Below are 21,137 nucleotides of genomic sequence, written 5' to 3'. Positions count from 1 at the left end.
AATCAAAAAAACGGCCCGCCGTATTGATCGGTAGCAAAAGGAGGCAAATCGTGAAATCACTGCGAAATATTCTGGCCTGCGCGGCCGCGTGCCTGGTCCTCGCGGGATGTGGAGGCGGCGATACGAACACGCGCTTCGTCCCCGTGCCCGTTGCCGTGGCGCCCAATGGCGGCGACACCCGGGGGCCCGGGCCGGGAGGCGGCACGACGACCGATCCGGCGGTGCCGGAGACTTCCGCCGAAACCGGGTTCGACGTATTCCTGCTCGCCGGCCAATCGAACATGGTCGGCTGGGACAAGAACTTCGATCCGGTTCTGGACGCACCGGACCCGCGCATCCTGCAATTGGGCTTCTGGAACGATCACCGCAATTTCGTCATTCCCGCAATCGATCCGCTCGACCATCCTCAGCGCGATAACGGGGTGGGTCTGGCCATGCAGTTTTCCAGGGCCTATCTCAATGACCTCCCCAAGGGGCGAGGCATCCTGCTGGTGCCCTCGGCTTTCGGCGGCACCGGCTTCTATCAACAGCGCTGGAATCCCGGAAACGACCTGTTCGAACAAGCCGTGGAACGAGCCAATGCGGCCATGGCCACGCATCCGAGCAACAGGTTCGCGGGCATCCTCTGGCACCAGGGCGAGGACGATGTCCGCTTCTGGGGCTCGCAGCCGGCGCGCTACGCGGCGGCGCTGGATGCGGCGATCTACGGGTTCCGGGCTCGCATCGCCGGGGCGGCTTCGGCACCGATGATCCTGGGGAAGTTCACCGACAGCTGGGGACTGGTCGACACGACGTTCAACGCGGCCGGCGAAACGACGGCGGCCAAGGCGAACATCATGCAGGCCATCGACGAGACGACCCAGCGCGTTCCATTCACCGCCGTGGCCTCGTCCACCGGTTTGCCGTCTCCTCCCGGCGACCCGATTCACTTCAGCGCGGCGGGCCAACGGGAACACGGGCTGCGCTATTTCGCGCAACTGCCCCATGCCCTGGCCAATGCACCGACGGCCTTCGCACCGCCTTCGGCACCGACGGCCTTGAGCGCCACCTCGGGAGCCAGCTGGATCGAGCTGCGCTGGACTGCGCCGGCCCTCTCGGGCCGCAACGCCATCACGGGCTACCGGATCGCCTACCGCCTGTCCGGCGAGGCCGCCTGGACCGACACGGGATTCGCCACCAGCCTGGCAACCTCCATCATGCTGAGCGGCTTGAAACCCGACGCGAGCTATTCGGTGCGCATCGCCGCCGTGGGCCAGGCCGGCCTGGGCACCGCGGCCCAGCTGGATGCCATCGCCACCTTGCCGGCGCAGACGGTCCGCGTGCCGCCGGCGGCTTTCGAATACACCTTCGAGGCCGGCGACCTGGCGAACACCGGTTCGCTGGGCACCGCGATGAATGGCACGGCCGCCGGCAAGGGGGTCGGCTTCGTGGACGATGCCGTGCGCGGCAAGGTCATGCGGCTGTCGCAGGACACTGGTGCGCCGGGCTGGGTCACGGTGCCACGGGCGATCAATGCCACGGCCTACACCAAGTCGGTGTGGGTGAAGCTCGGCACCTACGCGGGCGCCCAGAACCTCGTGTCGAGCGACAACCAGGGGCGAACGGCCGGGCAGCACACCTTCTTCCTGCCGCAGGGCAAGCCCGTGTCCGCCGGAGGACATGGCCAGGGCTTCGAACTGGTCGCGGACCCCTCCGGCCCTCCCGAGCTCGACACATGGCACCACTTCGCGGTCACCTATGACGCAGCGGTATCCGGTGGCGTGCTGAAGCTCTACAGGAACGGCGTGAAAGTCTCGGAGAGGGCCGGGGTCCCGGCCCTGCGCGACCAGGCCAGCTTCTTCACGATCGGCGCCTTCATGGGCGGCAATGGCTTGAACAACGGATTCCTCGACAACGTGCGCATCTACGACAGCGCCCTCGACGCCGGCACCATCGGCGATGTCCACGCAAAGGAACGCCGGCCCTGAGCCGCGGCGCGCGGCAAGAAAAAAGGCCGGCTCCCTGGAGAGCCGGCCCTTGCTTGCGAAGGAAGTCCCGTCGGATCAGAACGGAATGTCGTCGTCCATGTCGTCGAAGCCCGACGAGGACTTGGCCGGTGCCTGGCGCGGCGCGGGCGCCGGTGCGCGTGGCGCGGCGGCCGGCGCACGCGCCGGCGCGGGGGCGTAGCCGCCACCGCCGCCGCCACCACCTTGCGAGTAGCCGCCGTCGTCGTAGCCGCCGCCCGCCGGGGCGCCCTGGCCCTGGCGGCTGCCGAGCATCTGCATCTGGTCGACGCGAATGTCGGTCGCGTACTTCTCGACGCCGTCCTTGTCGGTGTACTTGCGCGTGCGGATCTGGCCTTCGACGTAGATCTGCGAGCCCTTGCGCAGGTACTGCGCGGCGATTTCGGCCAGGCGGCCGTTGAACACGAGACGGTGCCACTCGGTGGCTTCGCGCATCTCGCCGCTTTGCTTGTCCTTCCACTTGTCGGTGGTCGCGAGGGTCGCGTTGCAGACCTGGTCGCCGCTCGGGAAGGTACGGGTTTCGGGATCGCGGCCGAGGTTGCCGACGAGGATGACTTTGTTGACCGATGCCATGTGCGCTGCCCCTGATGAATGAGTAAGAGGAGGTTTGAAGGAAAAAGAAGGACACGCATTGTGCCCGATGGACCGCGCGACGCGGCCTCCGCTGGCAAGGCATCCCGCTACCGCGCGGCAGAATGGCGGGCTGGACCGATGAATCACGAGCCCGACTTCCTGCAGAACCTGCGCGCCGAGTTTTCGGGCTGGCGCCTGTGGATCGACCGCGCCATCGTGCTCGGCTACGCGGTGCTCGCGGGCCTGTTCGTGGTGGGCTTCACGCACGCGGCCGAATGGGCCTTCGCGCTGTTCGAAGGCCTGTTCCACCGCCATCCCTGGGCCGTGCTGCTGTGGACGCCGGCGCTCACGGCCGCCATCGTCTGGGCCACGCGGCGCTGGTTCCCGGGCGCGGCGGGTTCGGGCATCCCGCAGATCAAGGCCGCGCTCGACCCCGAGCTGCCCTCGGAGCGGCGCGGCCTGTTCGCCTCGCTGCGGCTGACGCTGGCCAAGATCGGGCTCGGCGCCGCGGGCTTCGCGGCCGGCCTGTCGGTGGGGCGCGAAGGGCCTTCGGTGCAGGTGGCGGCCGGCGTGATGCAGCACGCGAAGCGCTGGCTGTCGCCCGGCAGCACGATCGACATGCGCGCGCTGCTGGTGGCCGGCGGCGCGGCCGGCATCGCGGCCGCGTTCAACGCGCCGCTCGCGGGCGTGGTGTTCGCCATCGAGGAGCTGTCGGGCCGGCTGGAAGCGCGCGCCAGCGGCGTGATCATCACCGGCATCGTGCTCGCGGGCCTGGTGGCGGTGTCGGCCTTCGGCAACCTCAGCTATTTCGGCGTGATCCGCGTGCCGCACCTGGACTGGAGCCTGCTCGGCCCGGGCCTGGCCGTGGCGCTGCTCAGCGGCGTGGCGGGCGGGCTGTTCGCGCGCCTGCTGATCGCCTCGCTGACCGGCGCGCCGCAGCGCCTGAACCACTGGCGCCGGCGTTACCCGGTGCGCTTCGCGGCGGCCTGCGGGCTGGCCGTGGCCGTGATCGGGCTGGCCACGGGCGGCGTCACCTACGGCGCGGGCTCGGAGGCGGTCAAGCAGATGCTGCATGGCGAGGCCCCGCTCTCGCCGCTCTATACGCTGCTGAAGTTCGTCGCCACCTGGCTCACGGCCTGGAGCGGCGCGCCGGGCGGCATCTTCGCGCCCTCGCTGTCGATCGGCGCCGGCATCGGCGATGCCATCGCGCGGCTCGCGAGCCCCGAGTTCGGGCCGGCACTGATCGCGCTCGGCATGGCGGGCTTCCTGGCCGCGGTGACGCAGGCCCCGCTGACGGCCTTCATCATCGTGATGGAGATGGTCGACGGACACGCCATGGTGCTGAGCCTGATGGCCTCGGCCATGCTCGCGAGCCTGGTCTCGCGCATGATCAGCCGGCCGCTGTACGAGACGCTGGCCGAGCACATGGTGGGCGTGGCCACCGGGCGGCTCGCGGCGCAGCCGCAGGAGCCCGTCGCCCGCGAGGAACCGCCCCGCTCGCAATGAATTCCCCGGCGGTCTATCATGTCCGGTTGCCCTCGGACGATCGCCCCTTGAATTCAAAAGCCACCGAAGACACTGCGAACGCAGAAGCCGAACGCGAAAGCGAGCGCGACGCCCAACGCGAAGCCTACCTGGGCGCCGTGCTGGCCCAGCAGCGCATCAGCATCCGCGGCGCGCGCACCCACAACCTCAAGAACGTCGACCTCGACATCCCGCGCAACAAGCTGGTGGTGATCACCGGCCTGTCGGGCTCGGGCAAGTCGAGCCTGGCCTTCGACACGCTCTATGCCGAGGGCCAGCGGCGCTACGTCGAGAGCCTGTCGGCCTATGCGCGGCAGTTCCTGCAGCTGATGGACAAGCCCGACGTCGACGTGATCGAGGGCCTGTCGCCCGCGATCAGCATCGAGCAGAAGGCCACCAGCCACAACCCGCGCTCCACCGTGGGCACGGTGACCGAGATCCACGACTACCTGCGCCTGCTCTATGCGCGCGCGGGCACGCCCTTCTGCCCCGACCACCACCTGCCGCTGCAGGCGCAGACCGTCTCGCAGATGGTCGACGCGACGCTGGGCCTGGGCGAAGAGCCGCGATTGATGATCCTCGCGCCGGTGGCGCGCGAGAAGAAGGGCGAGTTCGTCGAGCTGTTCGCCGAGATGCAGGCCGCGGGCTACATCCGCTTTCGCGTCGACGGCCAGACCTACGAATACAACGACCTGCCCAAGCTCAAGAAGACCGAGAAACACGACATCGACGTGGTGATCGACCGGCTGCGCGCGCGCCCCGACATGCAGCAGCGCCTGGCCGAGAGCTTCGAGGCCGCGCTGCGCCTGGCCGAGGGCCGCGCGCTGGTGCTCGAGCTCGGCGCCGAGGGCCAGCCCGACCGCGAGCACCTGTTCAACGCCAAGTTCTCCTGCCCGATCTGCCACTACTCGCTGGCCGAGCTCGAGCCGCGGCTGTTCTCGTTCAACTCGCCCGTGGGCGCCTGCCCGAGCTGCGACGGCCTGGGCCACAGCGAGGTGTTCGACGCGGCGCGCGTGGTGGCCTTCCCCTCGCTGTCGCTGGCCAGCGGCGCAATCAAGGGCTGGGACCGCCGCAACGGCTACTACTTCAGCATGATCGAGAGCGTCGCGAAGCACTACAAGTTCGACGTCGACGCGCCCTTCGAATCGCTGCCGGCCTCGGTGCAGCAGGTGCTGCTGCACGGCTCCGCGGGCGAGGAGATCAAGTTCAACTACACCATGGAGTCGGGCAACTTCGCGGGCAAGAAGCTCACGAAGAAGCATCCCTTCGAGGGGATCATCCCCAACATGGCGCGGCGCTACCGCGAGACCGACTCGGTGATGGTGCGCGAGGACCTCGCGCGCTACCGCAGCTTCCAGCCCTGCCCCGAATGCGGCGGCTCGCGGCTGCGGCGCGAGGCGCGCAATGTATTCCTGGTCGACGAGTCGGCGCGCCCGGCGGACGGCGGCGAGCCGCCGCGCATGGCGATCTTCGAATTGAGCCGGCTCACCTTGCGCGACAGCCTCTCGTGGTTCCAGCGCCTGCAGTTGCGCGGCGCCAAGGCCGAGATCGCCGACAAGGTGGTGCGCGAGATCGGCCTGCGCCTCAAGTTCCTCAACGACGTGGGCCTCAACTACCTGAGCCTGGACCGCAGCGCCGAGACGCTGTCGGGCGGCGAGGCGCAGCGCATCCGCCTCGCCTCGCAGATCGGCTCGGGCCTGACCGGCGTGATGTACGTGCTCGACGAGCCCAGCATCGGCCTGCACCAGCGCGACAACGACCGCCTGATCGGCACGCTCAAGCATCTGCGCGACATCGGCAACAGCGTGATCGTGGTCGAGCACGACGAGGACATGATCCACGCCGCCGACCACGTGATCGACATGGGCCCGGGCGCCGGCGTGCACGGCGGCCGCGTGATGGCGCAGGGCAGCTTCGCGCAGGTGGCGGCCAACCCCGAATCGCTGACCGGCCAGTACCTCTCGGGCGCGAAGAAGATCGAGGTGCCGAAGCGCCGCACGCCCTGGCTGCCGGTGGTGAAGAAGGAAGTGCCGGCCGAGCCGCGCAAGGCCTCGCGCTTTCCGCAGAGCCCCGCGGCCGAGCGCCGCGCCGCGCGCGAGGCCGCGCACCTCGCCTCGCAGACCGCGCTGCAGGAGATCCGCGTGGTCGGCGCCAGCGGCAACAACCTCAAGAACGTGAGCGTGGCCTTCCCGGTCGGCCTGCTGACCTGCGTCACCGGCGTCTCGGGCTCGGGCAAGTCCACGCTGGTCAACGACACGCTCTACAGCGCCGTCGCGCGCACCCTCTACCGCGCCCACGAGGAGCCCGCACCGCACGAGGCGGTCGAAGGCATCGAGTACTTCGACAAGGTCATCAACGTCGACCAGAGCCCGATCGGCCGCACGCCGCGCAGCAACCCGGCCACCTACACGGGTCTGTTCACGCCGATCCGCGAGCTGATGGCCGAGACCAACACCGCGCGCGAGCGCGGCTACGGGCCGGGCCGCTTCAGCTTCAACGTGGCGGGCGGGCGCTGCGAGGCCTGCCAGGGCGACGGCGTGGTGAAGGTCGAGATGCACTTCCTGCCCGATGTCTACGTGCCCTGCGAGGTCTGCCACGGCCAGCGCTACAACCGCGAGACGCTCGAGGTCCAGTACAAGGGCCGCAACATCGCGCAGATCCTCGACATGACGGTCGAGGTCGCGCACGAGTTCCTGAAGGCCGTGCCGACCATCGAGCGCAAGCTGCGCACACTGCTCGACGTGGGCCTCAGCTACATCAAGCTCGGCCAGTCGGCCACCACGCTGTCGGGCGGCGAGGCGCAGCGCGTGAAGCTCGCGCTCGAGCTCAGCAAGCGCGACACCGGGCGCACGCTCTACATCCTCGACGAGCCGACCACCGGCCTGCACTTCGCCGACATCGAGCTGCTGCTCAAGGTGCTGCACCAGCTGCGCGACGCGGGCAACACCATCGTCGTGATCGAGCACAACCTCGACGTCATCAAGACCGCCGACTGGCTGATCGACATGGGCCCCGAGGGCGGCGCCGGCGGCGGCACGGTGGTGGGCGCGGGCACGCCGGAGGATCTGGCGGCGAACGAGGCGAGCCATACGGGGCATTACCTCAAGCGGCTGCTGCCGGGCTGATACGAAGAGGGCTCTGGGAGCCCTTTCGCCTATTCGCTCAGCAGGCCACGTTGCCCGTTGTCGAACCAGGCCGAATCGAAGCCATCGGCCAGCAGGATCGGCTGCACGGCACAGGTGCCCGCCGCATTCAGCCTGCGAAGGTACTTCACCAGCGTATGCGCATCCTCGGTGAGGATGTGCGTCAGCGATTCGCAGATGGCCTGGGCGATCAGCTTGATGTCGTCCTTGACGGCGCTTCGATCGTCGACCGGATCCCGCGCCAACCCACGCATCAGCAGGCCCGCGGTCATCGCGTGGTCGATGTTGAAAGGAAGCACCTCGAAGTTGCGCAGCGGCAGATCGGTCACGGCCTGCTTGACCTGGAACTCCGATGCGGCAACGGCCGAGAGATACAGCGGCACACCGCGTTTGAGTGCTTCGCGCAGATAGCCGACCGCCGCCGGATGATGCGCGCGCCCCGGATCGGCGAGCGAGATCAGGTAGCTCGTGTCGAGCAGGATCGCACTCACTCCTTGCTTCCCCGCAGCTCGTCGACCCACGCACCGGCATCGGGCACGTCGCGCCATGCCTTCGCACCCCGCTGGGTCAGGCGATCGAGCTCCTTCTCGTCGAGCCGGCTTTCGTGCTCGACGAATTCGAGCAGCCTCGCGTTCCGGTATTCGCGCGTCATGACGTTGTATTCGGCGACGATCCGGATCATGGCGGGCTTGTAGAGGCGGTTGACCTTCTCGTCCCGCAGCATCTCGCGCGCCGCATCGACCAGCAGCGTCTTGCCATCGGGCAGGCGAATGTGGGCATTGGGTTTGGTGTGCCCGCCCATGTCCTCGATCTCGCCACGCACATAGCGCTCGACGCGCACCCATTGGTCCGCATCGTCGGCCCTGAAGTCCGACTCGCTGTCGATCACGATCGCGGCGGGCAGGAAATCCGCCGCGATGCTCACACGCCAGCCGCGACCGCCGCGCGCACTCTTCTGCCAGCGCTCGACCACCGCGCGGCGCTTCGCCGCGATGCCTTCCATCTGCTGGCTGCCCGCGAGTCTTCGCAGGTCGTTCATCAGCACCGGGTTGGCCGTCGGTGCCGTGCGGATGGCCAGCGAACCTTTCTCGACGGAGACATCCAGCGCACTGGTGTCGACATCGTTGCCATCGCCGCGCAGGAACTCGTCGACGTCCCTGGCGAAGCCGCGCAACACGGACAGCGGCACCCGCTCCGGCGAGATTTCGTATCCGGCCGACTCGTCGTGCAAAGCTATCAGCAAGGCTTGCGCTTCCATCGGGTCATTCTAGGTGTCGAGGTCATTTCGTTGTAGAGGAGGCCCGCTGCATCTTCTCGGCTCCAGGCACGAAACCACGGTCCGCGCCACAATCGCGCCCCATGCCTTCCTTCACCCCGCGCCAGTTCGTCATCCTCGTCCTGCTGACCCTCGCCTGGGGCCTCAACTGGCCGGTGATGAAGCTCGGCGTGGCGGACTATCCGCCGCTGGCCTTCCGCGCGATCTCGATCTGGCTCGGGCTGCCGGTGCTGGGCCTGGCGCTGGCGTGGATGAAGGTGCCGTTCCGCGTGCCGCGCGGCGCCTGGCCCGAGCTGCTGTGGCTGGGCGCCACCAACATGTTCGTCTGGCACGCCTGCATCATCCTCGCGGTGAAGGCGCTATCGGGCGGGCGCGCGGCCATCCTCGGCTACACGATGCCGGTGTTCTCGGCGGTGATCGGCGCGCTGCTGTTCTCGGCCGCGCTCTCGCGCCGTGCCTGGACCGGCGTGGGCGCCTGCGCGATCGGCGTGGGCCTGCTGCTGTGGCACGAGCTCACCGACTTCGCGGGCCGGCCCGGCTACGTCGCGCTCGCGCTGGTGGCGGCCGCCACCTGGGCGCTGGGCACGCAGTTGCTGCGCCACACGCGCATCGGGCTGCCGACGCTCACGCTCTCGTTCTGGATGACGGCGCTCACCGCGGTGGTGATGACGGTGCTGTCGGCGCTGTTCGAACGCGACCAGTGGCGCTGGCCCGGCAGCGTGACCTGGGGTTCGATCCTCTACAACGCGGTGCTGATCTTCGGCTTCGCGCACGCGGCGTGGTTCTATCTCGCGCGCGGGCTGCCGCCCGTGGCCTCCACGCTCAGCGTGATGTTCATCCCGGTGCTCGGCGTGTTCAGCGGCGCCGTGTGGCTCGGCGAGGCGGTGCACTGGCAGGACTGGGTGGCGGTGGCGCTGATGATGGTGGCGATCGCCTCGGTGCTGTGGCCCTCGCGCGCCGCGCGGACCTGAGCGATCGCCGCGCGCGCATGACCCGCGAGGTCATGGACCCGGTGCAGTCGATGCGGGACAGTACGTCCAGGCATCAACCACTGGAGAAAGCACCATGAACGGCTTCAACATCCTCCCCCTCGCGGTCGCCCTGCTGATCGGCATCGCGGCACTGGGCTCGTGCATCGGCATCGCGCTGGTGGGGCAGAAGTTCCTCGAAGGCACGACGCGCCAGCCCGAGATGGTCGACACGCTGCAGACCAAGTTCTTCCTGGTCGCGGGCGTGACCGACGGGGCCTTCATCATCGCCACCGGCATCGGCCTGTGGTTCGCGACGGCCAGCCCCTTCGGCTGATCGGCGCGAGGAAAGCGGCGCACCACGCAGGCGCCGCGCCCTCTTCGAGGGCATCGCAGGCGGCATCGATCCAGGTCGATGCCGCTTCTTTTTTTTGGGGACATCGGGGCCGCGCACGAGGCGGCCACTGGCACCATTCGTGCTAGCACCGTTGACACCGAATTGTTTACGGCTAAAGTATTTAGCTATCAACGGTTCGATGCCGTTTCACCCCCATCCCTGCCGGAGAACCCGATGAGCCAACCGTCCCCGAAATCGTCCGCGCTGCCGCGCACCCTGCTTTCGCTGCTGCTGTGCGGCGCCGCGGCCTCGGCCATGGCCGCGCCGGTCAAGGTCGGCCTCGCGCTCGACATCTCGGGCCCGTTCGCGGCGCTGGGCGCCGAGGCGCGCGACGGCTTCGCGCTCGGCATCAAGCAGCTGGGCGGCAAGCTCGGCGGGCAGGAGGTGGAGTTCGTGCAGGCCGACATGGCCGGCAGCCCCGACCAGGCCAAGCAGCTGGTCGACCGCATGATCCAGCGCGACAAGATCGACATCTTCAGCGGCCCGATCGGCTCCAACGTGGCGCTGGCCGTCGGCCCGACCCTGTTCAACGCCAAGGTGCCCTACCTCTCGGCCAACGCCGGCCCGAGCCAGTTCGCAGGCGCGCAGTGCAATGCCTACTTCTTCGGCACCGCCTACCAGAACGACCAGTTCCACGAGGCCGCCGGCAAGTTCGCGCAGGACCGCGCCTTCAAGAAGATCGTGCTGATCGCGCCCAACTATCCCGCGGGCAAGGACGCGCTCGGCGGCTTCAAGCGCCAGTTCAAGGGCCAGGTGGCCGACGAGCTCTACACCAAGCTCGGCCAGATCGACTACGCGGCCGAGCTCGCGCAGCTGCGCGCCTCCAAGCCCGACTCGATCTACTTCTTCCTGCCCGGCGCGATGGGCATCAACTTCATCAAGCAGTTCGTGGGCGCGGGCCTGTCGAAGGACATCACGCTGGTCACCAGCGGCTTCTCGGCCGACGAGGACGTGATCGGTGCCGTGGGCGAGCCGATGCTGGGCCTGTTCAACACCTCGCACTGGGCGCACGACCTCGACAACGCCGCCAACAAGGCCTTCGTGGCCGCGTTCCGCAAGGAATACAACGGCCGCTACCCGTCGGTCTACGCCGCGCAGGCCTACGACGCCATCCTCGCGATGGACGCCGCCGTGAAGCAGGCCGGCGGCAACGCGCAGAACCGCGAGGCCGTGATCGCGGCGCTCAAGAAAGCCAACTACGCCTCGACGCGCGGCACCTTCAAGTACGCCAACAACCACTACCCCATCGAGAACTTCTACCTGCGCGTGATCGGCAAGGACGCACAGGGCAAGGTCACGAACAAGCTGATCAACACCGTCTTGACCAACTACGGCGACAGCTACGCCGACAAGTGCCCGATGAAGTAAGCGGCGCCCGCGCCATTCGGATTCCCGAACTTCCGGACGCAGAGGACGTGAAGAATCCGCGAAGGACGCGAAAGAGACAGCGGAAAACTTTCGAGGTTTTCTTTTGCGTCCTTCGCGAAACCTTCGCGCCCTTCGCGTACGGCTGCCCGCATTCCACTCTCATCCAATGACCCCCATCCTCGTTCTCGAGCAGCTGCTCAACGGCCTCGGCTACGGCCTGATGCTGTTCCTGCTGGCCGCGGGCCTCACGCTGGTGTTCGGCATCATGGACGTGCTGAACCTCGCGCACGGTTCGCTGTTCATGGCCGGCGCCTATGTCGCGGCCGAGGCGCACACGCGCACCGGCTCGTTCGCCGCGGCCATCGTCATCGCGGTGGCGGTCACCGTGGTGGTGGCGCTGCTGCTCGAGGTGCTGCTGATGCGCCGCCTCTACACGCGCGACCACCTCGCGCAGGTGCTCGCGACCTTCGGCGTGATCCTGGTGGCCGACGACCTCGTCAAGATGATCTGGGGCCCGTCGCCGGTGATGGCGCCGACGCCCGCCGCGCTCTCGGGCCCGGTCGAGCTGATGGACGGCCTGCCCTATCCCTCGTACCGGCTGGTGATCCTGGTCGGCGGCATGCTGGTCGCGCTGGCGCTCTACCTGCTCGTGAACCACACGCGCATCGGCATGCGGGTGCGCGCGGGCGCCTCGGACCGGCCGATGGCCGAGCTGATGGGCGTGCGCGTGGGCCGCATCTTCAACGGCGTGTTCCTGCTCGGCGCGGCACTCGCCGCGCTGGCCGGCGCGCTGATGGGCCCGATCGTCGCGGTGCAGGTCGGCATGGGCGAACAGATCCTGATCCCGGCGCTGGTGGTGCTGGTGATCGGCGGCATCGGCTCGGTGCGCGGCGCCTTCGTGGCCGCGCTGCTGGTGGGCATCGTCGACACCATCGGCCGCGCCTTCGTGCCGATGCTGCTGCGCGCCACGCTGCCGCCGGCCACCGCGGCCGACCTCGGCCCGCTGGTGGCAGAGGTCGCGATGTACGCGCTGATGGTGGCGGTCCTTCTCTTCAGGCCCTCGGGCCTCTTCTCGGCACGCGCATGAAAACCCGTCACATCGGCCTCGGGCTGCTCCTGCTGCTGCTCGCGGCCTTTCCCCTGATCGCACCGCTGTTCGGCCTCGAGTTCTACATCGGCTTCGTGCGCCGCGTGCTGATCGTCGCGCTGGCCGCGGCCAGCCTCAACTTCATCCTCGGCTTCGGCGGCATGGTCGCGCTCGGCCATGCGGGCTTCATCGGCGTGGGTGCCTACACGGTGGTGGCGCTCAGCGACGCCGGCACGACCTCGGCCTGGGTGCTGTGGCCCGCGGCCGTGGTGGTGGCCGGCCTGGCCGCCGCGCTGATCGGCACGGTGGCGCTGCGCACGCGCGGCGTCTACTTCATCATGACCACGCTGGCCTTCGCGCAGATGCTGTACTTCGTCGCGGTCTCGCTGCGCAAGTACGGCGGCGACGACGGCTACACGCTGATGAGCCGCCCCACCCTGCTGCCGGGCCTCGACCTCGGCAACGAGAGCAACTTCTACTGGGTGGTGCTGGCGCTGGTGGCGCTCGCGCTGTGGTGGCTGCAGCGCGCCACGCAATCGCGCTTCGGCCATGCGCTGATGGGCATCCGCGACAACGAGACGCGCATGCGCGCGCTCGGCTACCCGGTGTTCCGGCTGCAGCTCGCGGCCTTCGCGATCGCGGGCGCCATCGCCGGCCTGGCGGGCGCGCTGCTCGCGGGCGGCAACGGCTTCGTGAGCCCGGCCACCATGCACTGGACGCAGTCGGCCACGCTGCTGGTGATGGTGGTGATCGGCGGCCTCGGCCGCAGCTGGGGCGGCCCGGTCGGTGCCGCCGTGTGGCTGCTGCTCGAGGAGGCGCTCAAGCAGCACACCGAACACTGGCACATGCCGCTGGGCCTGCTGCTGATCGCCGTCGCCCTGTGGGCGCCCAAGGGACTGGCCGCGCTGTCGCGCCGCCGCGCACCGCTCGCAAAGGCCGCGCCATGAGCCTGTTCAGGATCGAAGGACTGGTCAAGCGCTTCGGCGGCCTGCTGGCGACCGACCATGTGAGCCTCACGGTGGAGCGCGGCGAAGTGCATGCGCTGATCGGCCCCAACGGCGCGGGCAAGACCACGCTGGTGAATCTCATCACCGGCCTGCTCAAGGCCGATGCGGGCCGCATCCTGCTCGACGAGAAGGACATCACCGGCTTCAAGGACCACCAGCGCGTGGCCGCGGGCATGTCGCGCTGCTTCCAGGTCACGCGCGTGTTCGCCAAGGACACGGTGCACGACAACCTGATGCTGGCCGCGCAGGCGCACGCGGGCAGCAGCCTGCGCTTCCTCGCGCCGCGCTCGCGCGAGAAGGACCTGGCCGACCGCGCCGCCGCGCTGGCCGAGCGCGTGGGTCTGGCGCGCGAGCGCGACCGCATCGCCGGCACGCTGCCGCACGGCGCGCAGCGCGCGCTCGACGTGGCGCTGGCGCTCGCGGCAGAACCCAAGCTGCTCTTGCTCGACGAGCCGATGGCCGGCATGGGCCCCGACGAGTCGGCTCGCATGGTGGACCTGATCGAGTCGCTGCGCGCCTCGATGGCGATCCTCCTGATCGAGCACGACATGGACGCCGTGTTCCGCCTCGCCAGCCGGCTCACGGTGCTGGTGCAGGGCCGCGTGCTGATGAGCGGCACGGCCGACGAGGTGCGCGGGCATCCCGACGTGCAGGCGGTCTACCTGGGCACCGAAGCGGAAGGTCACGCATGAGCTCGACGACATTGTTGGAAGCCAGCGCCATCGAGGCCGGTTATGGCGCGAGCCAGGTGCTGTTCGGCATCGACCTGCGCATCGGCGCGGGCGAGGTGCTCGCGCTGCTGGGCCGCAACGGCATGGGCAAGAGCACCCTGCTCAAGGTCATCACCGGCATGCTCGCGCCGATGCGCGGCGAGCTGCGCTTCGGCGGCGCGGCCATCGGTGGTCACAAGCCCGACGCCATCGCGCGCCGCGGCGTGGCCATCGTGCCCGAGGGCCGGCACGTGTTCCCCAATCTCAGCGTCGACGAGCACCTGCGCGCCTTCGCGCGCCCGCGCCCCGGCAGCGCGCCGCGCTGGACCGTCGAGGCGCTCTACGGCCTGTTCCCGCGCCTCGCGGAGCGCAAGGCCAACGCGGGCAACCAGCTCTCGGGCGGCGAGCAGCAGATGCTGGCGATCGCGCGCGCGCTGTCCACGCATCCGCGCCTCTTGATCCTCGACGAGGCCACCGAAGGCCTGGCGCCCGTGATCCGCGAGGAGATCTGGCACTGCATCGCCACACTCAAGTCCGAGGGCGAGGCGATCCTGGTGGTCGACAAGTACGTGCAGCGCCTGCTGCCGCTGGCCGACCGGCACGTGATCCTCGAGCGCGGGCGCGTGGTGTGGCAGGGCGACTCGGCCGCGCTCGATGCCGACCGTTCGCTGTGGACGCGCTACCTGGGCGTGTAGGTCTTCCTTATCCGCGCGGACGGCAGGCCAGGAAGCTGGCCCAGCGCACGTCCTCGCGGCCGATCCACTGCCGCTCCCAATCCAGTCGCAGCCCGGCCGCCGCGAGCTGCGCGGCGAACCGGTCGCGGTCCCAGTACACGGTCTGGTAGTCGCCGTTGGTCTCGCCCTCGCCGATGCGCATGCCCGCGAGGAAGACGCCGCCGGGCGCGAGCGCGTCGAACACCTTGCGCAGCACCGGCGCGATCTGCGCGCGATCGACATGGATCAGCACGGCCATCGCGAGAATGGCGTCGTAGGGCCCGCCCAGCGGGTCGGTGACCACGTTGAGCAGCGCGCCCTGCTTGCCGCGCTCGGCCTGCAGGTCGAGAAAGGCCTGCGTGGCATCGGTGCGCCGCACGCTCACGCCCAGGGACTCGACGAAGTCGGCATCGCGCCCCGTGCCCGAGCCGACCTCGAGCACGCTGCCGCCCGCGGGCATGCACGCCACCATGCGGCGCAGCGCGTCCTCGATCTCGGGCGGCGGATGGTCCGCCACGATCGCGTCGTAGTCGCGCGCGGACGCCTCGTAGGACTGGAGGGTTCGCTGCATGCTGTCGAGCACCGGGGCGGGGATGTCCATGGGAGCCTTTCCGGTCCATCGGGCGCCGACGGAACGCGCAAAGGCTAGGCCCAAGGCCGCACCTTGCTCACGGGGCAATCACTTAGAACCCCTGCATGACACCGGGCACGCGCCGCACCGGCGGCAGGGTGCGCAAGGCCAGAGTCAGCACGACCGCCGCGCAGCCGGCGATGCCCGCCACCATCGGCAGCGGCGTGCCGTCGGCGAACGGCGCGACCAGCGCCACCATCACCGCGCCGCCCGCGAAGTTCATCGTGCCGATCAATGCCGAGGCCGTGCCCGCGAGCGCAGCATGGCCTTCCATCGCGAGCACGAAGGCCCCGGGCACGATCAGGCCGTTGAGGCCGAAGCCGATCATCAGCAGCGCCACCAGCACGGAGAGCCGGTCCACGCCCGCGAGCGTGAGCGCCAGCAGCAGCCCGATGGTGGCGGCCTGCGCGATCACCGCGGTGCGCAGCACGCGCCGGATGCCGAAGCGCGCCACCAGCCGGCCGTTGGCCTGCGACAGCGCGAGCAGCGACACCGCATTGAGCGCGAACAGCACCGCGTACATGCGCGGCGAGACGCCGAAGTGCGTGCTCATCACGAAGGGCGAGTTGGCCACGTAGACGAAGAAGCTCGAGACGGTGAACGAGGCCATGAAGGCCAGCGCCATGAAGTGGCGGTCGCGCAGCAGCACGCCGTAGCCGGCCATGGCGCTGCGGAAGTTGCTCGACAGCCGCGCGGTGGCGGGCCGGGTCTCGGGCAGCAGGCCCAGCAGCATCGCGAGGCCCGCGAGTCCGACGGCGGCAACGGCGACGAACACGGCGCGCCAGCCCAGGCTCTCGGCCACGAGGCTGCCGGCCAGCGGCGCGAGGATCGGCGACACGCTGTAGACCATCAGCAGCAGCGACATCATCCGCGCCGCCTCGGGCCCGGTGTACAGATCGCGCACCACGGCGCGCGGCGTGACCATGCAGGCGCAGGCGCCGAGCCCCTGCACGAAGCGCAGCGCGACCAGCACGCCCGCGTCGGGCGCGAAGGCGCAGCCGATGCTGGCGAGCATGAACAGCACGAGGCCCGCGACCATCGGCCGGCGGCGGCCGAACATGTCCGACAGCGGGCCCGCGACCAGCTGGCCGGCGCCGACCGCGATGAAGAAGGCCATCAGGCTGGCCTGCATCGCATGCGGATCGGCGCCCAGCGCGCGCCCGATGGCGGGCAGCGCGGGCAGGTACATGTCGATGGCGAAGGGGCCGATGGTGGTGAGCAGGCCCAGCACGACGGCGTGACGGAAAACTGGAGCGTTCGAGGAGGACATGCCCCGATGGTCGCGCGTTGAACTGAATGATTGAATAATCATCAGCACGCATTTCCTATTCATTCGTACAGAATCATGGATCCCTTGTCCGATGTGCTCGCCATGCTCACGGTGAGCAGCACGCTCTCGTCGCGCTTCGAGGCGCGCGGCCGCTGGGCCTTCCGCTACGGGCACTACGCCTCGCACATCAAGCTGGGCTGCGTGCTCGAGGGGCGCTTCCACATCGAGGTCGACGGCGCGGCCGCGCCGGTGATGCTGGAGGCCGGCGACTTCTTCCTGCTGACCAACGGCCTGCCCTTCTCGGCCGCGAGCGATCCGCCCGGGCCGCTGCAGGACGGCACGCGCCTGAGCCGCGAGCAGCGCGGCCCCGACGGGGTGCTGCGCCACGACGGCCTGGACGCGAGCGACGCGACGCGCGTGGTGCTCGCGAGCGGACGCTTCGCACTCTCGGGCGAGGCCGGCGAACTGCTGCTGCGCCACCTGCCGCCGCTGATCCACCTGCGCGCGAGCGATCCGGGCGCGCGGCCGCTCGAGGGCCTGCTCGACCTGATGGGCTGGGAAACGGCCGAGCTGCGCCCGGGCTCGACCCTGGCGCGCACCAACCTCGCGGCGCTGGTGCTGGTGCAGGCGCTGCGCGTGCACCTCGCGAATGCGCCGCAGCCCGAGGGCTGGCTCGGCGCGATGACCGATGCGCGCATCGGCACCGCGCTGTCGCGCATGCATGCCGACATCGCACAGCCCTGGACGGTGGAGCGCCTGGCGCGGACGGCCAGCATGTCGCGCACGGCCTTCGCGCTGCGCTTCAAGGCACTGACGGGCTCGACGCCGCTCGACTATCTCGGCGGCTGGCGCATGACGGTGGCGCGCCATGCGCTGCGGCACGGCGACGAGGGCATCGCGCGCATCGCCGAGCGCGTGGGCTACCAGTCGGAGACGGCGTTCAGCGCGGCCTTCCGGCGCGCGGTGGGCGAGAGCCCGGGGCGCTTTCGCAGCCAGGTGCGCGCCGAGGCGGCCGCCGAAGTCTGAGCCGGCTCACTCGGGCTCCGCGTCGAGGCGCAGCACGAGGTCGCGGCTGGCCTGGTTCATGCCGCTCACGTCGACCGCGCTGCCGTGCTTGCGCAGCCGCTCGACCACCTTGCGCAGCGCCGCCACGGCGGTCACGTCCCAGAAGTGGGCCTGCGAGACGTCGATACTCACCGGCGCGCCGTCGATCTCGCGCACGTCGAAGGCATCGACCAGCATGTCGGCCGAGGCGAAGAAGACCTGGCCGCTCACGGCGAAGCGCCAGGCGCCCTCTTCGTCCTGCCGCCCCTGCACCCGCAGCAGCCGCGCCACCTTGAAGGTGAAGAAGACGCCGCTGAGCAGCACGCCGATGCCCACGCCCGCGGCCAGGTTGTCGGTGGCGACGGTGACGGCCACGGTGGCGAGCATCACGACGCTCGACAGGCGCGGATGGCGCACCAGCGTGCGCAGCGAGCCCCAGTCGAAGGTCGAGGCCGAGACCATCACCATGATCGCGACCAGCGCCGCCACCGGCACCTGCGACACCCAGGGCTTGAGCAGCACCATGAGGATCAGCAGGAAGGCCCCGGCGAACAGGGTCGAGAGCCGGCCGCGGCCGCCGTAGCGCACGTTGCTCACGGTCTGGCCGATCATTCCGCAGCCCGCGATGCCGCCGAAGCAGCTGGCCGCCACGTTCGCGAGGCCGAGGCCGCCGCACTCGCGGTTCTTCGAGCTCGGGGTGTCGGTGAGTTCGTCGACCACGCTCGCGGTCATCATCGATTCGAGCAGGCCGACCATCGCGATGGCGAAGGCGGGCAAGGCGATGATGCGCAGCGTCTCGAGGGTCAGCGGCACGGCCGGCAGCGCGAACATGGGCAAGGCATCGGGCAGCTGGCCGAGGTCGGCCACGGTCTTGAGCGGCAGGCCCAGCCACTGGCCCGCGAGCGTGACCACCACGATGCACACCAGCGGCGACGGCACCGCGGTGGTGAGGCGCGGCAGCAGGTAGATGACCGCGAGCCCGAGGCCGACCATCGCCCAGGTGGCGGTATTGGCGCCGATGAAGTGCGGCATCTGCGCCGCGAAGATCAGGATCGCGAGGGCGTTGACGAAGCCGGTGCGCACCGACGACGAGACGAAGCGCATCAGCACGCCCAGGCGCAGCAGCCCGAAGGCGATCTGCATCGCGCCCGCGAGCAGGCCGGCCGCGAGCAGATAGGCCAGGCCGTGCGCATGCACCAGCGGCGCGGCCACCAGCGCCACCGATCCGGCCGCGGCCGAGACCATGGCGGGGCGCCCGCCGGTGAAGGCGATGACGATGCCGATGACGAAGGAGGCGAACAGGCCCACCGCGGGATCGACACCGGCGACGAAGGAAAAGGCGATGACCTCGGGAATGAGCGCGAAGGTGGCGACGGCGCCGGCCATCAGTTCGCGCGGAATGCTCGGGCACCACTCGGTGCGCAGGCGGCTGTAGCGGGAAGACATGGAGAAAACGGAAAGCAGCCCGCGTGCCGGCAAGGCATCGCGGGACGTTGGAAGGCATCGCGCCGGCTGGCGGCGCAAGGGAGAAAGCGGCGGGCGCTGCCGCCGCGCTTCATTCAATGCGCCAGGCTCAAGGGGGAGTCAGCCGCGAGCAGCCCGATTGCCGGGACTGGCTGTCGCGCGCGATGCGAGCGAGCGCATAGCAGGAGGCGCGCTGGCGGGCGTGCCGGCTGAAGAGAAGGACGTCCGCGCGAAGCTTGTTGGGGTGGCGGGACGTCCTCGGGCACATGGGCGCCGATTGTAGGCAGCGCCCATGACGGCCTCAGACGGAGCGCGTGATGCCCCCGTCGACGCGCAGGTTCTGGCCGGTGATGTAGCCCGCGCCATCGGAAGCGAGAAAGCCGATGGTGGCGGCGATCTCGTCGCTGCGGCCATAACGTCCCATGGGGATGCGTTCGCGGAACACTTCCTTCTCGGGCAGGCTGTCGATGAAGCCGGGCAGCACGTTGTTCATGCGCACGTTGTGCTCCGCATACTGGTCGGCGAAGAGCTTGGTGAAGGCGGCGAGGCCGGCGCGGAACACGCCCGAGGTCGGAAACACGGGATCGGGTTCGAAGGCGGCGAAGGTCGAGATGTTGATGATGGCGCCGCCCCCCTGCTTGACCATGTGCGGCGTGACGAGGCGGCTGGGGCGCACGGCGCTCAGCAGGTAGACGTCCATGCCGCGGTGCCAGTCGTCGTCGGTGATTTCCAGAATGGGCGCGCGCGGGCCGTGGCCGGCGCTGTTGACGAGCACGTCGATGCGGCCCCACTCGGCGATGACGCGGTCGACGAGTGTCTTGAGGTCGTCGTTCGACTGGTTGGAGCCGGTCACGCCAATGCCGCCCAGCTCCTTCGCGAGGGCCTCGCCCTTGCCCGAGGAGGAGAGGATGGCGACGCGAAAACCGTCCTGCGCGAGCTTGCGGGCCGCGGCGGCGCCCATGCCGCTGCCGCCTGCCGTGACGATGGCTACCTTTTTTTGCTCAGAAGACATTCGGGGTCCTTGGTTTCTTGCGGAGGGTGGCATTTAGCCAAGGAATTGGTTGTCTTGCCAGGTTGGGCGTTTTTTGTTCGGGGCGCGTGCACAGGACAGCGGGTACTTCCCTCCGCGAATGTCCCCCGCCTTCGGCTCCTCCTTTATTTCGCTGCGGGAAGCACCCACTGCCCTGTGCACGGAGACGCTGCGGTGGTGCCGGCCGATCAACTGCTGCGCGTCTGGCTCACGTCGGCGGGGTACTCCCCGCAGCGAAATTAAGGAGAAGGCCGAAGGCCGGGGGACATTCGCGGAGGGGAGTACCCCATCGGCGTGAGCCCGCTCCAACCTCAAGCAGTAGGCAACGTCGCCTGCATGGAGGCCCGCCGATTGAACGCCTCGAACCACTCAGCACTGCGAGGCGCCTGAGCACGCCAATCCACATCCGGAAACCGGAAGTCCATGTACCCCAGTGCACAGCCGAAAGCGATGGTCCCGATGTCCACACGTTCGCCGAATCCAGCCGCTTCCTTCTCGAGCCATTCGAGCCCGGTGCGCACCTTCGCGAGCTGGCCGTCGGTCCAGTCGGCCCAGCGGAATTCCTGCGGACGCAGCACGTTCTCGTAGCGCGCGAGCAGCGCGGCGGCGGTCATGCCGTCGGCCAGCGAGAGTTCGGCGAGACGGGCCCAGCGCGCCTTGCCCGAGGCGGGGAACAGCGTGCCGCGCTGCTGGTCGTTGAGGTACTCGCAGATCACGCGGCTGTCGAACAGGGCCTGGCCGTCGTCGGTGAGGAAGGTCGGCACCTGGCCCAGCGGGTTGGTCGGCAGGATGGTTGCATCGCGCTTCACCGGGCCGGCCGCGCTCGGCAGGCGCTCGATGCGCTCGGCGATGCCGAGCTCGTGCGCGACGACCATGCATTTGCGCACGAAGGGGGAAGCGGGGGAATAGAAGATCTTCATGATGGGTGT

At 69.4% G+C, this 21,137-nt stretch carries 19 protein-coding genes; 11 read left to right on the top strand and 8 right to left on the bottom strand.

The window, feature by feature from the left end; genetic code table 11:
• Positions 1-50 precede the first annotated feature (50 nt).
• On the top strand, positions 51-1,967 hold the full coding sequence (locus ACEN9J_RS23210) for a sialate O-acetylesterase (protein WP_413762171.1): 1,917 nt from the start codon (positions 51-53) through the stop codon (positions 1,965-1,967).
• Positions 1,968-2,042: 75 nt separating this feature from the next.
• On the opposite strand, the gene ssb is transcribed toward ACEN9J_RS23210, so the two are convergent.
• Positions 2,043-2,576 carry a single-stranded DNA-binding protein gene (ssb, locus tag ACEN9J_RS23205; RefSeq protein ID WP_057594677.1) on the bottom strand — a complete coding sequence of 178 codons (534 nt, stop codon included), beginning with the start codon at positions 2,574-2,576 and terminating at the stop codon, positions 2,043-2,045.
• 138 nt (positions 2,577-2,714) lie between these two features.
• Here ssb and ACEN9J_RS23200 point away from each other — a divergent pair, with 138 nt between their 5' ends.
• Complete coding sequence (locus ACEN9J_RS23200; protein ID WP_057594678.1) at positions 2,715-4,082, top strand: chloride channel protein; 1,368 nt, start codon at positions 2,715-2,717, stop codon at positions 4,080-4,082.
• Between the two features lie 47 nt (positions 4,083-4,129).
• Entirely contained in the window at positions 4,130-7,225 is a 3,096-nt protein-coding gene (gene uvrA / locus ACEN9J_RS23195; RefSeq protein ID WP_413762170.1) for an excinuclease ABC subunit UvrA, read from the top strand.
• 29 nt (positions 7,226-7,254) lie between these two features.
• Here the strand turns inward: uvrA and ACEN9J_RS23190 are convergent, their stop codons facing one another.
• Positions 7,255-7,734, bottom strand: a complete 480-nt coding sequence (locus ACEN9J_RS23190) for a type II toxin-antitoxin system VapC family toxin (protein WP_413762169.1) — start codon at positions 7,732-7,734, stop codon at positions 7,255-7,257.
• The gene (locus tag ACEN9J_RS23185; protein ID WP_413762168.1) at positions 7,731-8,501 is read right to left on the bottom strand and encodes a hypothetical protein; all 771 of its coding nucleotides are present in this window, start codon (positions 8,499-8,501) and stop codon (positions 7,731-7,733) included. The genes ACEN9J_RS23190 and ACEN9J_RS23185 overlap by 4 nt, the downstream gene beginning before the upstream one ends.
• Before the next feature lie 101 nt (positions 8,502-8,602).
• Here ACEN9J_RS23185 and ACEN9J_RS23180 point away from each other — a divergent pair, with 101 nt between their 5' ends.
• The 7 genes from ACEN9J_RS23180 (at position 8,603) to ACEN9J_RS23150 (ending at position 14,751) form a co-directional block, all read left to right on the top strand.
• Entirely contained in the window at positions 8,603-9,490 is an 888-nt protein-coding gene (locus ACEN9J_RS23180) for a DMT family transporter (protein WP_261212394.1), read from the top strand.
• 94 nt (positions 9,491-9,584) lie between these two features.
• On the top strand, positions 9,585-9,824 hold the full coding sequence (gene atpE, locus ACEN9J_RS23175; RefSeq protein ID WP_057594681.1) for a F0F1 ATP synthase subunit C: 240 nt from the start codon (positions 9,585-9,587) through the stop codon (positions 9,822-9,824).
• A gap of 234 nt (positions 9,825-10,058) precedes the next feature.
• Positions 10,059-11,252 carry an ABC transporter substrate-binding protein gene (locus ACEN9J_RS23170; protein ID WP_296797118.1) on the top strand — a complete coding sequence of 398 codons (1,194 nt, stop codon included), beginning with the start codon at positions 10,059-10,061 and terminating at the stop codon, positions 11,250-11,252.
• A 166-nt stretch (positions 11,253-11,418) separates the two neighbouring features.
• Positions 11,419-12,339, top strand: coding sequence for a branched-chain amino acid ABC transporter permease (locus ACEN9J_RS23165; protein ID WP_057594683.1), 921 nt, complete (start codon positions 11,419-11,421; stop codon positions 12,337-12,339).
• Positions 12,336-13,286 (top strand): branched-chain amino acid ABC transporter permease, encoded by a 951-nt coding sequence (locus ACEN9J_RS23160; RefSeq protein WP_413762167.1) that lies wholly within the window; start codon positions 12,336-12,338, stop codon positions 13,284-13,286. The genes ACEN9J_RS23165 and ACEN9J_RS23160 overlap by 4 nt, the downstream gene beginning before the upstream one ends.
• The gene (locus tag ACEN9J_RS23155; RefSeq protein ID WP_057594685.1) at positions 13,283-14,038 is read left to right on the top strand and encodes an ABC transporter ATP-binding protein; all 756 of its coding nucleotides are present in this window, start codon (positions 13,283-13,285) and stop codon (positions 14,036-14,038) included. Before ACEN9J_RS23160 ends, ACEN9J_RS23155 begins: the two co-directional genes overlap by 4 nt.
• Positions 14,035-14,751: an ABC transporter ATP-binding protein gene (locus ACEN9J_RS23150; protein WP_203203123.1), complete on the top strand. Its 717-nt coding sequence runs from the start codon at positions 14,035-14,037 to the stop codon at positions 14,749-14,751. Before ACEN9J_RS23155 ends, ACEN9J_RS23150 begins: the two co-directional genes overlap by 4 nt.
• Positions 14,752-14,758: 7 nt before the next feature.
• On the opposite strand, the gene ACEN9J_RS23145 is transcribed toward ACEN9J_RS23150, so the two are convergent.
• Complete coding sequence (locus ACEN9J_RS23145) at positions 14,759-15,370, bottom strand: class I SAM-dependent DNA methyltransferase (protein WP_413762166.1); 612 nt, start codon at positions 15,368-15,370, stop codon at positions 14,759-14,761.
• An 82-nt stretch (positions 15,371-15,452) separates the two neighbouring features.
• Positions 15,453-16,670, bottom strand: a complete 1,218-nt coding sequence (locus ACEN9J_RS23140) for a multidrug effflux MFS transporter (protein ID WP_413762165.1) — start codon at positions 16,668-16,670, stop codon at positions 15,453-15,455.
• A 75-nt stretch (positions 16,671-16,745) separates the two neighbouring features.
• On the opposite strand from ACEN9J_RS23140, the gene ACEN9J_RS23135 reads away from it, so the two are divergent.
• Positions 16,746-17,696, top strand: a complete 951-nt coding sequence (locus ACEN9J_RS23135) for a cupin domain-containing protein (RefSeq protein ID WP_413762164.1) — start codon at positions 16,746-16,748, stop codon at positions 17,694-17,696.
• Between the two features lie 6 nt (positions 17,697-17,702).
• Here ACEN9J_RS23135 and ACEN9J_RS23130 read toward each other — a convergent pair whose 3' ends face one another.
• From ACEN9J_RS23130 to ACEN9J_RS23120, 3 genes are all read right to left on the bottom strand, one after another.
• Positions 17,703-19,160, bottom strand: coding sequence for a SulP family inorganic anion transporter (locus tag ACEN9J_RS23130; protein ID WP_413762163.1), 1,458 nt, complete (start codon positions 19,158-19,160; stop codon positions 17,703-17,705).
• 319 nt (positions 19,161-19,479) lie between these two features.
• The gene (locus ACEN9J_RS23125) at positions 19,480-20,190 is read right to left on the bottom strand and encodes an SDR family oxidoreductase (RefSeq protein WP_057594690.1); all 711 of its coding nucleotides are present in this window, start codon (positions 20,188-20,190) and stop codon (positions 19,480-19,482) included.
• 329 nt (positions 20,191-20,519) lie between these two features.
• Positions 20,520-21,128: a glutathione S-transferase gene (locus tag ACEN9J_RS23120; RefSeq protein WP_413762162.1), complete on the bottom strand. Its 609-nt coding sequence runs from the start codon at positions 21,126-21,128 to the stop codon at positions 20,520-20,522.
• Positions 21,129-21,137: the final 9 nt, after the last annotated feature.

It is taken from the genome of Variovorax sp. Varisp41 (genome assembly GCF_047325085.1).
GTDB lineage: Bacteria > Pseudomonadota > Gammaproteobacteria > Burkholderiales > Burkholderiaceae_C > Variovorax.
The sequence above is the reverse complement of the archived record's forward strand: the minus strand, read 5'-3'. Positions and strand labels throughout refer to the sequence as shown.

Bases quoted from the DNA above. Each gene is read 5' to 3' on its own strand.
- ssb (WP_057594677.1), bottom strand. From the start codon at position 2,576: ATGGCATCGGTCAACAAAGTCATCCTCGTCGGCAACCTCGGCCGCGAT.
- ACEN9J_RS23200 (WP_057594678.1), top strand. From the start codon at position 2,715: ATGAATCACGAGCCCGACTTCCTGCAGAACCTGCGCGCCGAGTTTTCG.
- ACEN9J_RS23185 (WP_413762168.1), bottom strand. From the start codon at position 8,501: ATGGAAGCGCAAGCCTTGCTGATAGCTTTGCACGACGAGTCGGCCGGA.
- ACEN9J_RS23180 (WP_261212394.1), top strand. From the start codon at position 8,603: ATGCCTTCCTTCACCCCGCGCCAGTTCGTCATCCTCGTCCTGCTGACC.
- atpE (WP_057594681.1), top strand. From the start codon at position 9,585: ATGAACGGCTTCAACATCCTCCCCCTCGCGGTCGCCCTGCTGATCGGC.
- ACEN9J_RS23170 (WP_296797118.1), top strand. From the start codon at position 10,059: ATGAGCCAACCGTCCCCGAAATCGTCCGCGCTGCCGCGCACCCTGCTT.
- ACEN9J_RS23165 (WP_057594683.1), top strand. From the start codon at position 11,419: ATGACCCCCATCCTCGTTCTCGAGCAGCTGCTCAACGGCCTCGGCTAC.
- ACEN9J_RS23160 (WP_413762167.1), top strand. From the start codon at position 12,336: ATGAAAACCCGTCACATCGGCCTCGGGCTGCTCCTGCTGCTGCTCGCG.
- ACEN9J_RS23155 (WP_057594685.1), top strand. From the start codon at position 13,283: ATGAGCCTGTTCAGGATCGAAGGACTGGTCAAGCGCTTCGGCGGCCTG.
- ACEN9J_RS23150 (WP_203203123.1), top strand. From the start codon at position 14,035: ATGAGCTCGACGACATTGTTGGAAGCCAGCGCCATCGAGGCCGGTTAT.
- ACEN9J_RS23145 (WP_413762166.1), bottom strand. From the start codon at position 15,370: ATGGACATCCCCGCCCCGGTGCTCGACAGCATGCAGCGAACCCTCCAG.
- ACEN9J_RS23140 (WP_413762165.1), bottom strand. From the start codon at position 16,670: ATGTCCTCCTCGAACGCTCCAGTTTTCCGTCACGCCGTCGTGCTGGGC.
- ACEN9J_RS23135 (WP_413762164.1), top strand. From the start codon at position 16,746: ATGGATCCCTTGTCCGATGTGCTCGCCATGCTCACGGTGAGCAGCACG.
- ACEN9J_RS23130 (WP_413762163.1), bottom strand. From the start codon at position 19,160: ATGTCTTCCCGCTACAGCCGCCTGCGCACCGAGTGGTGCCCGAGCATT.
- ACEN9J_RS23125 (WP_057594690.1), bottom strand. From the start codon at position 20,190: ATGTCTTCTGAGCAAAAAAAGGTAGCCATCGTCACGGCAGGCGGCAGC.
- ACEN9J_RS23120 (WP_413762162.1), bottom strand. From the start codon at position 21,128: ATGAAGATCTTCTATTCCCCCGCTTCCCCCTTCGTGCGCAAATGCATG.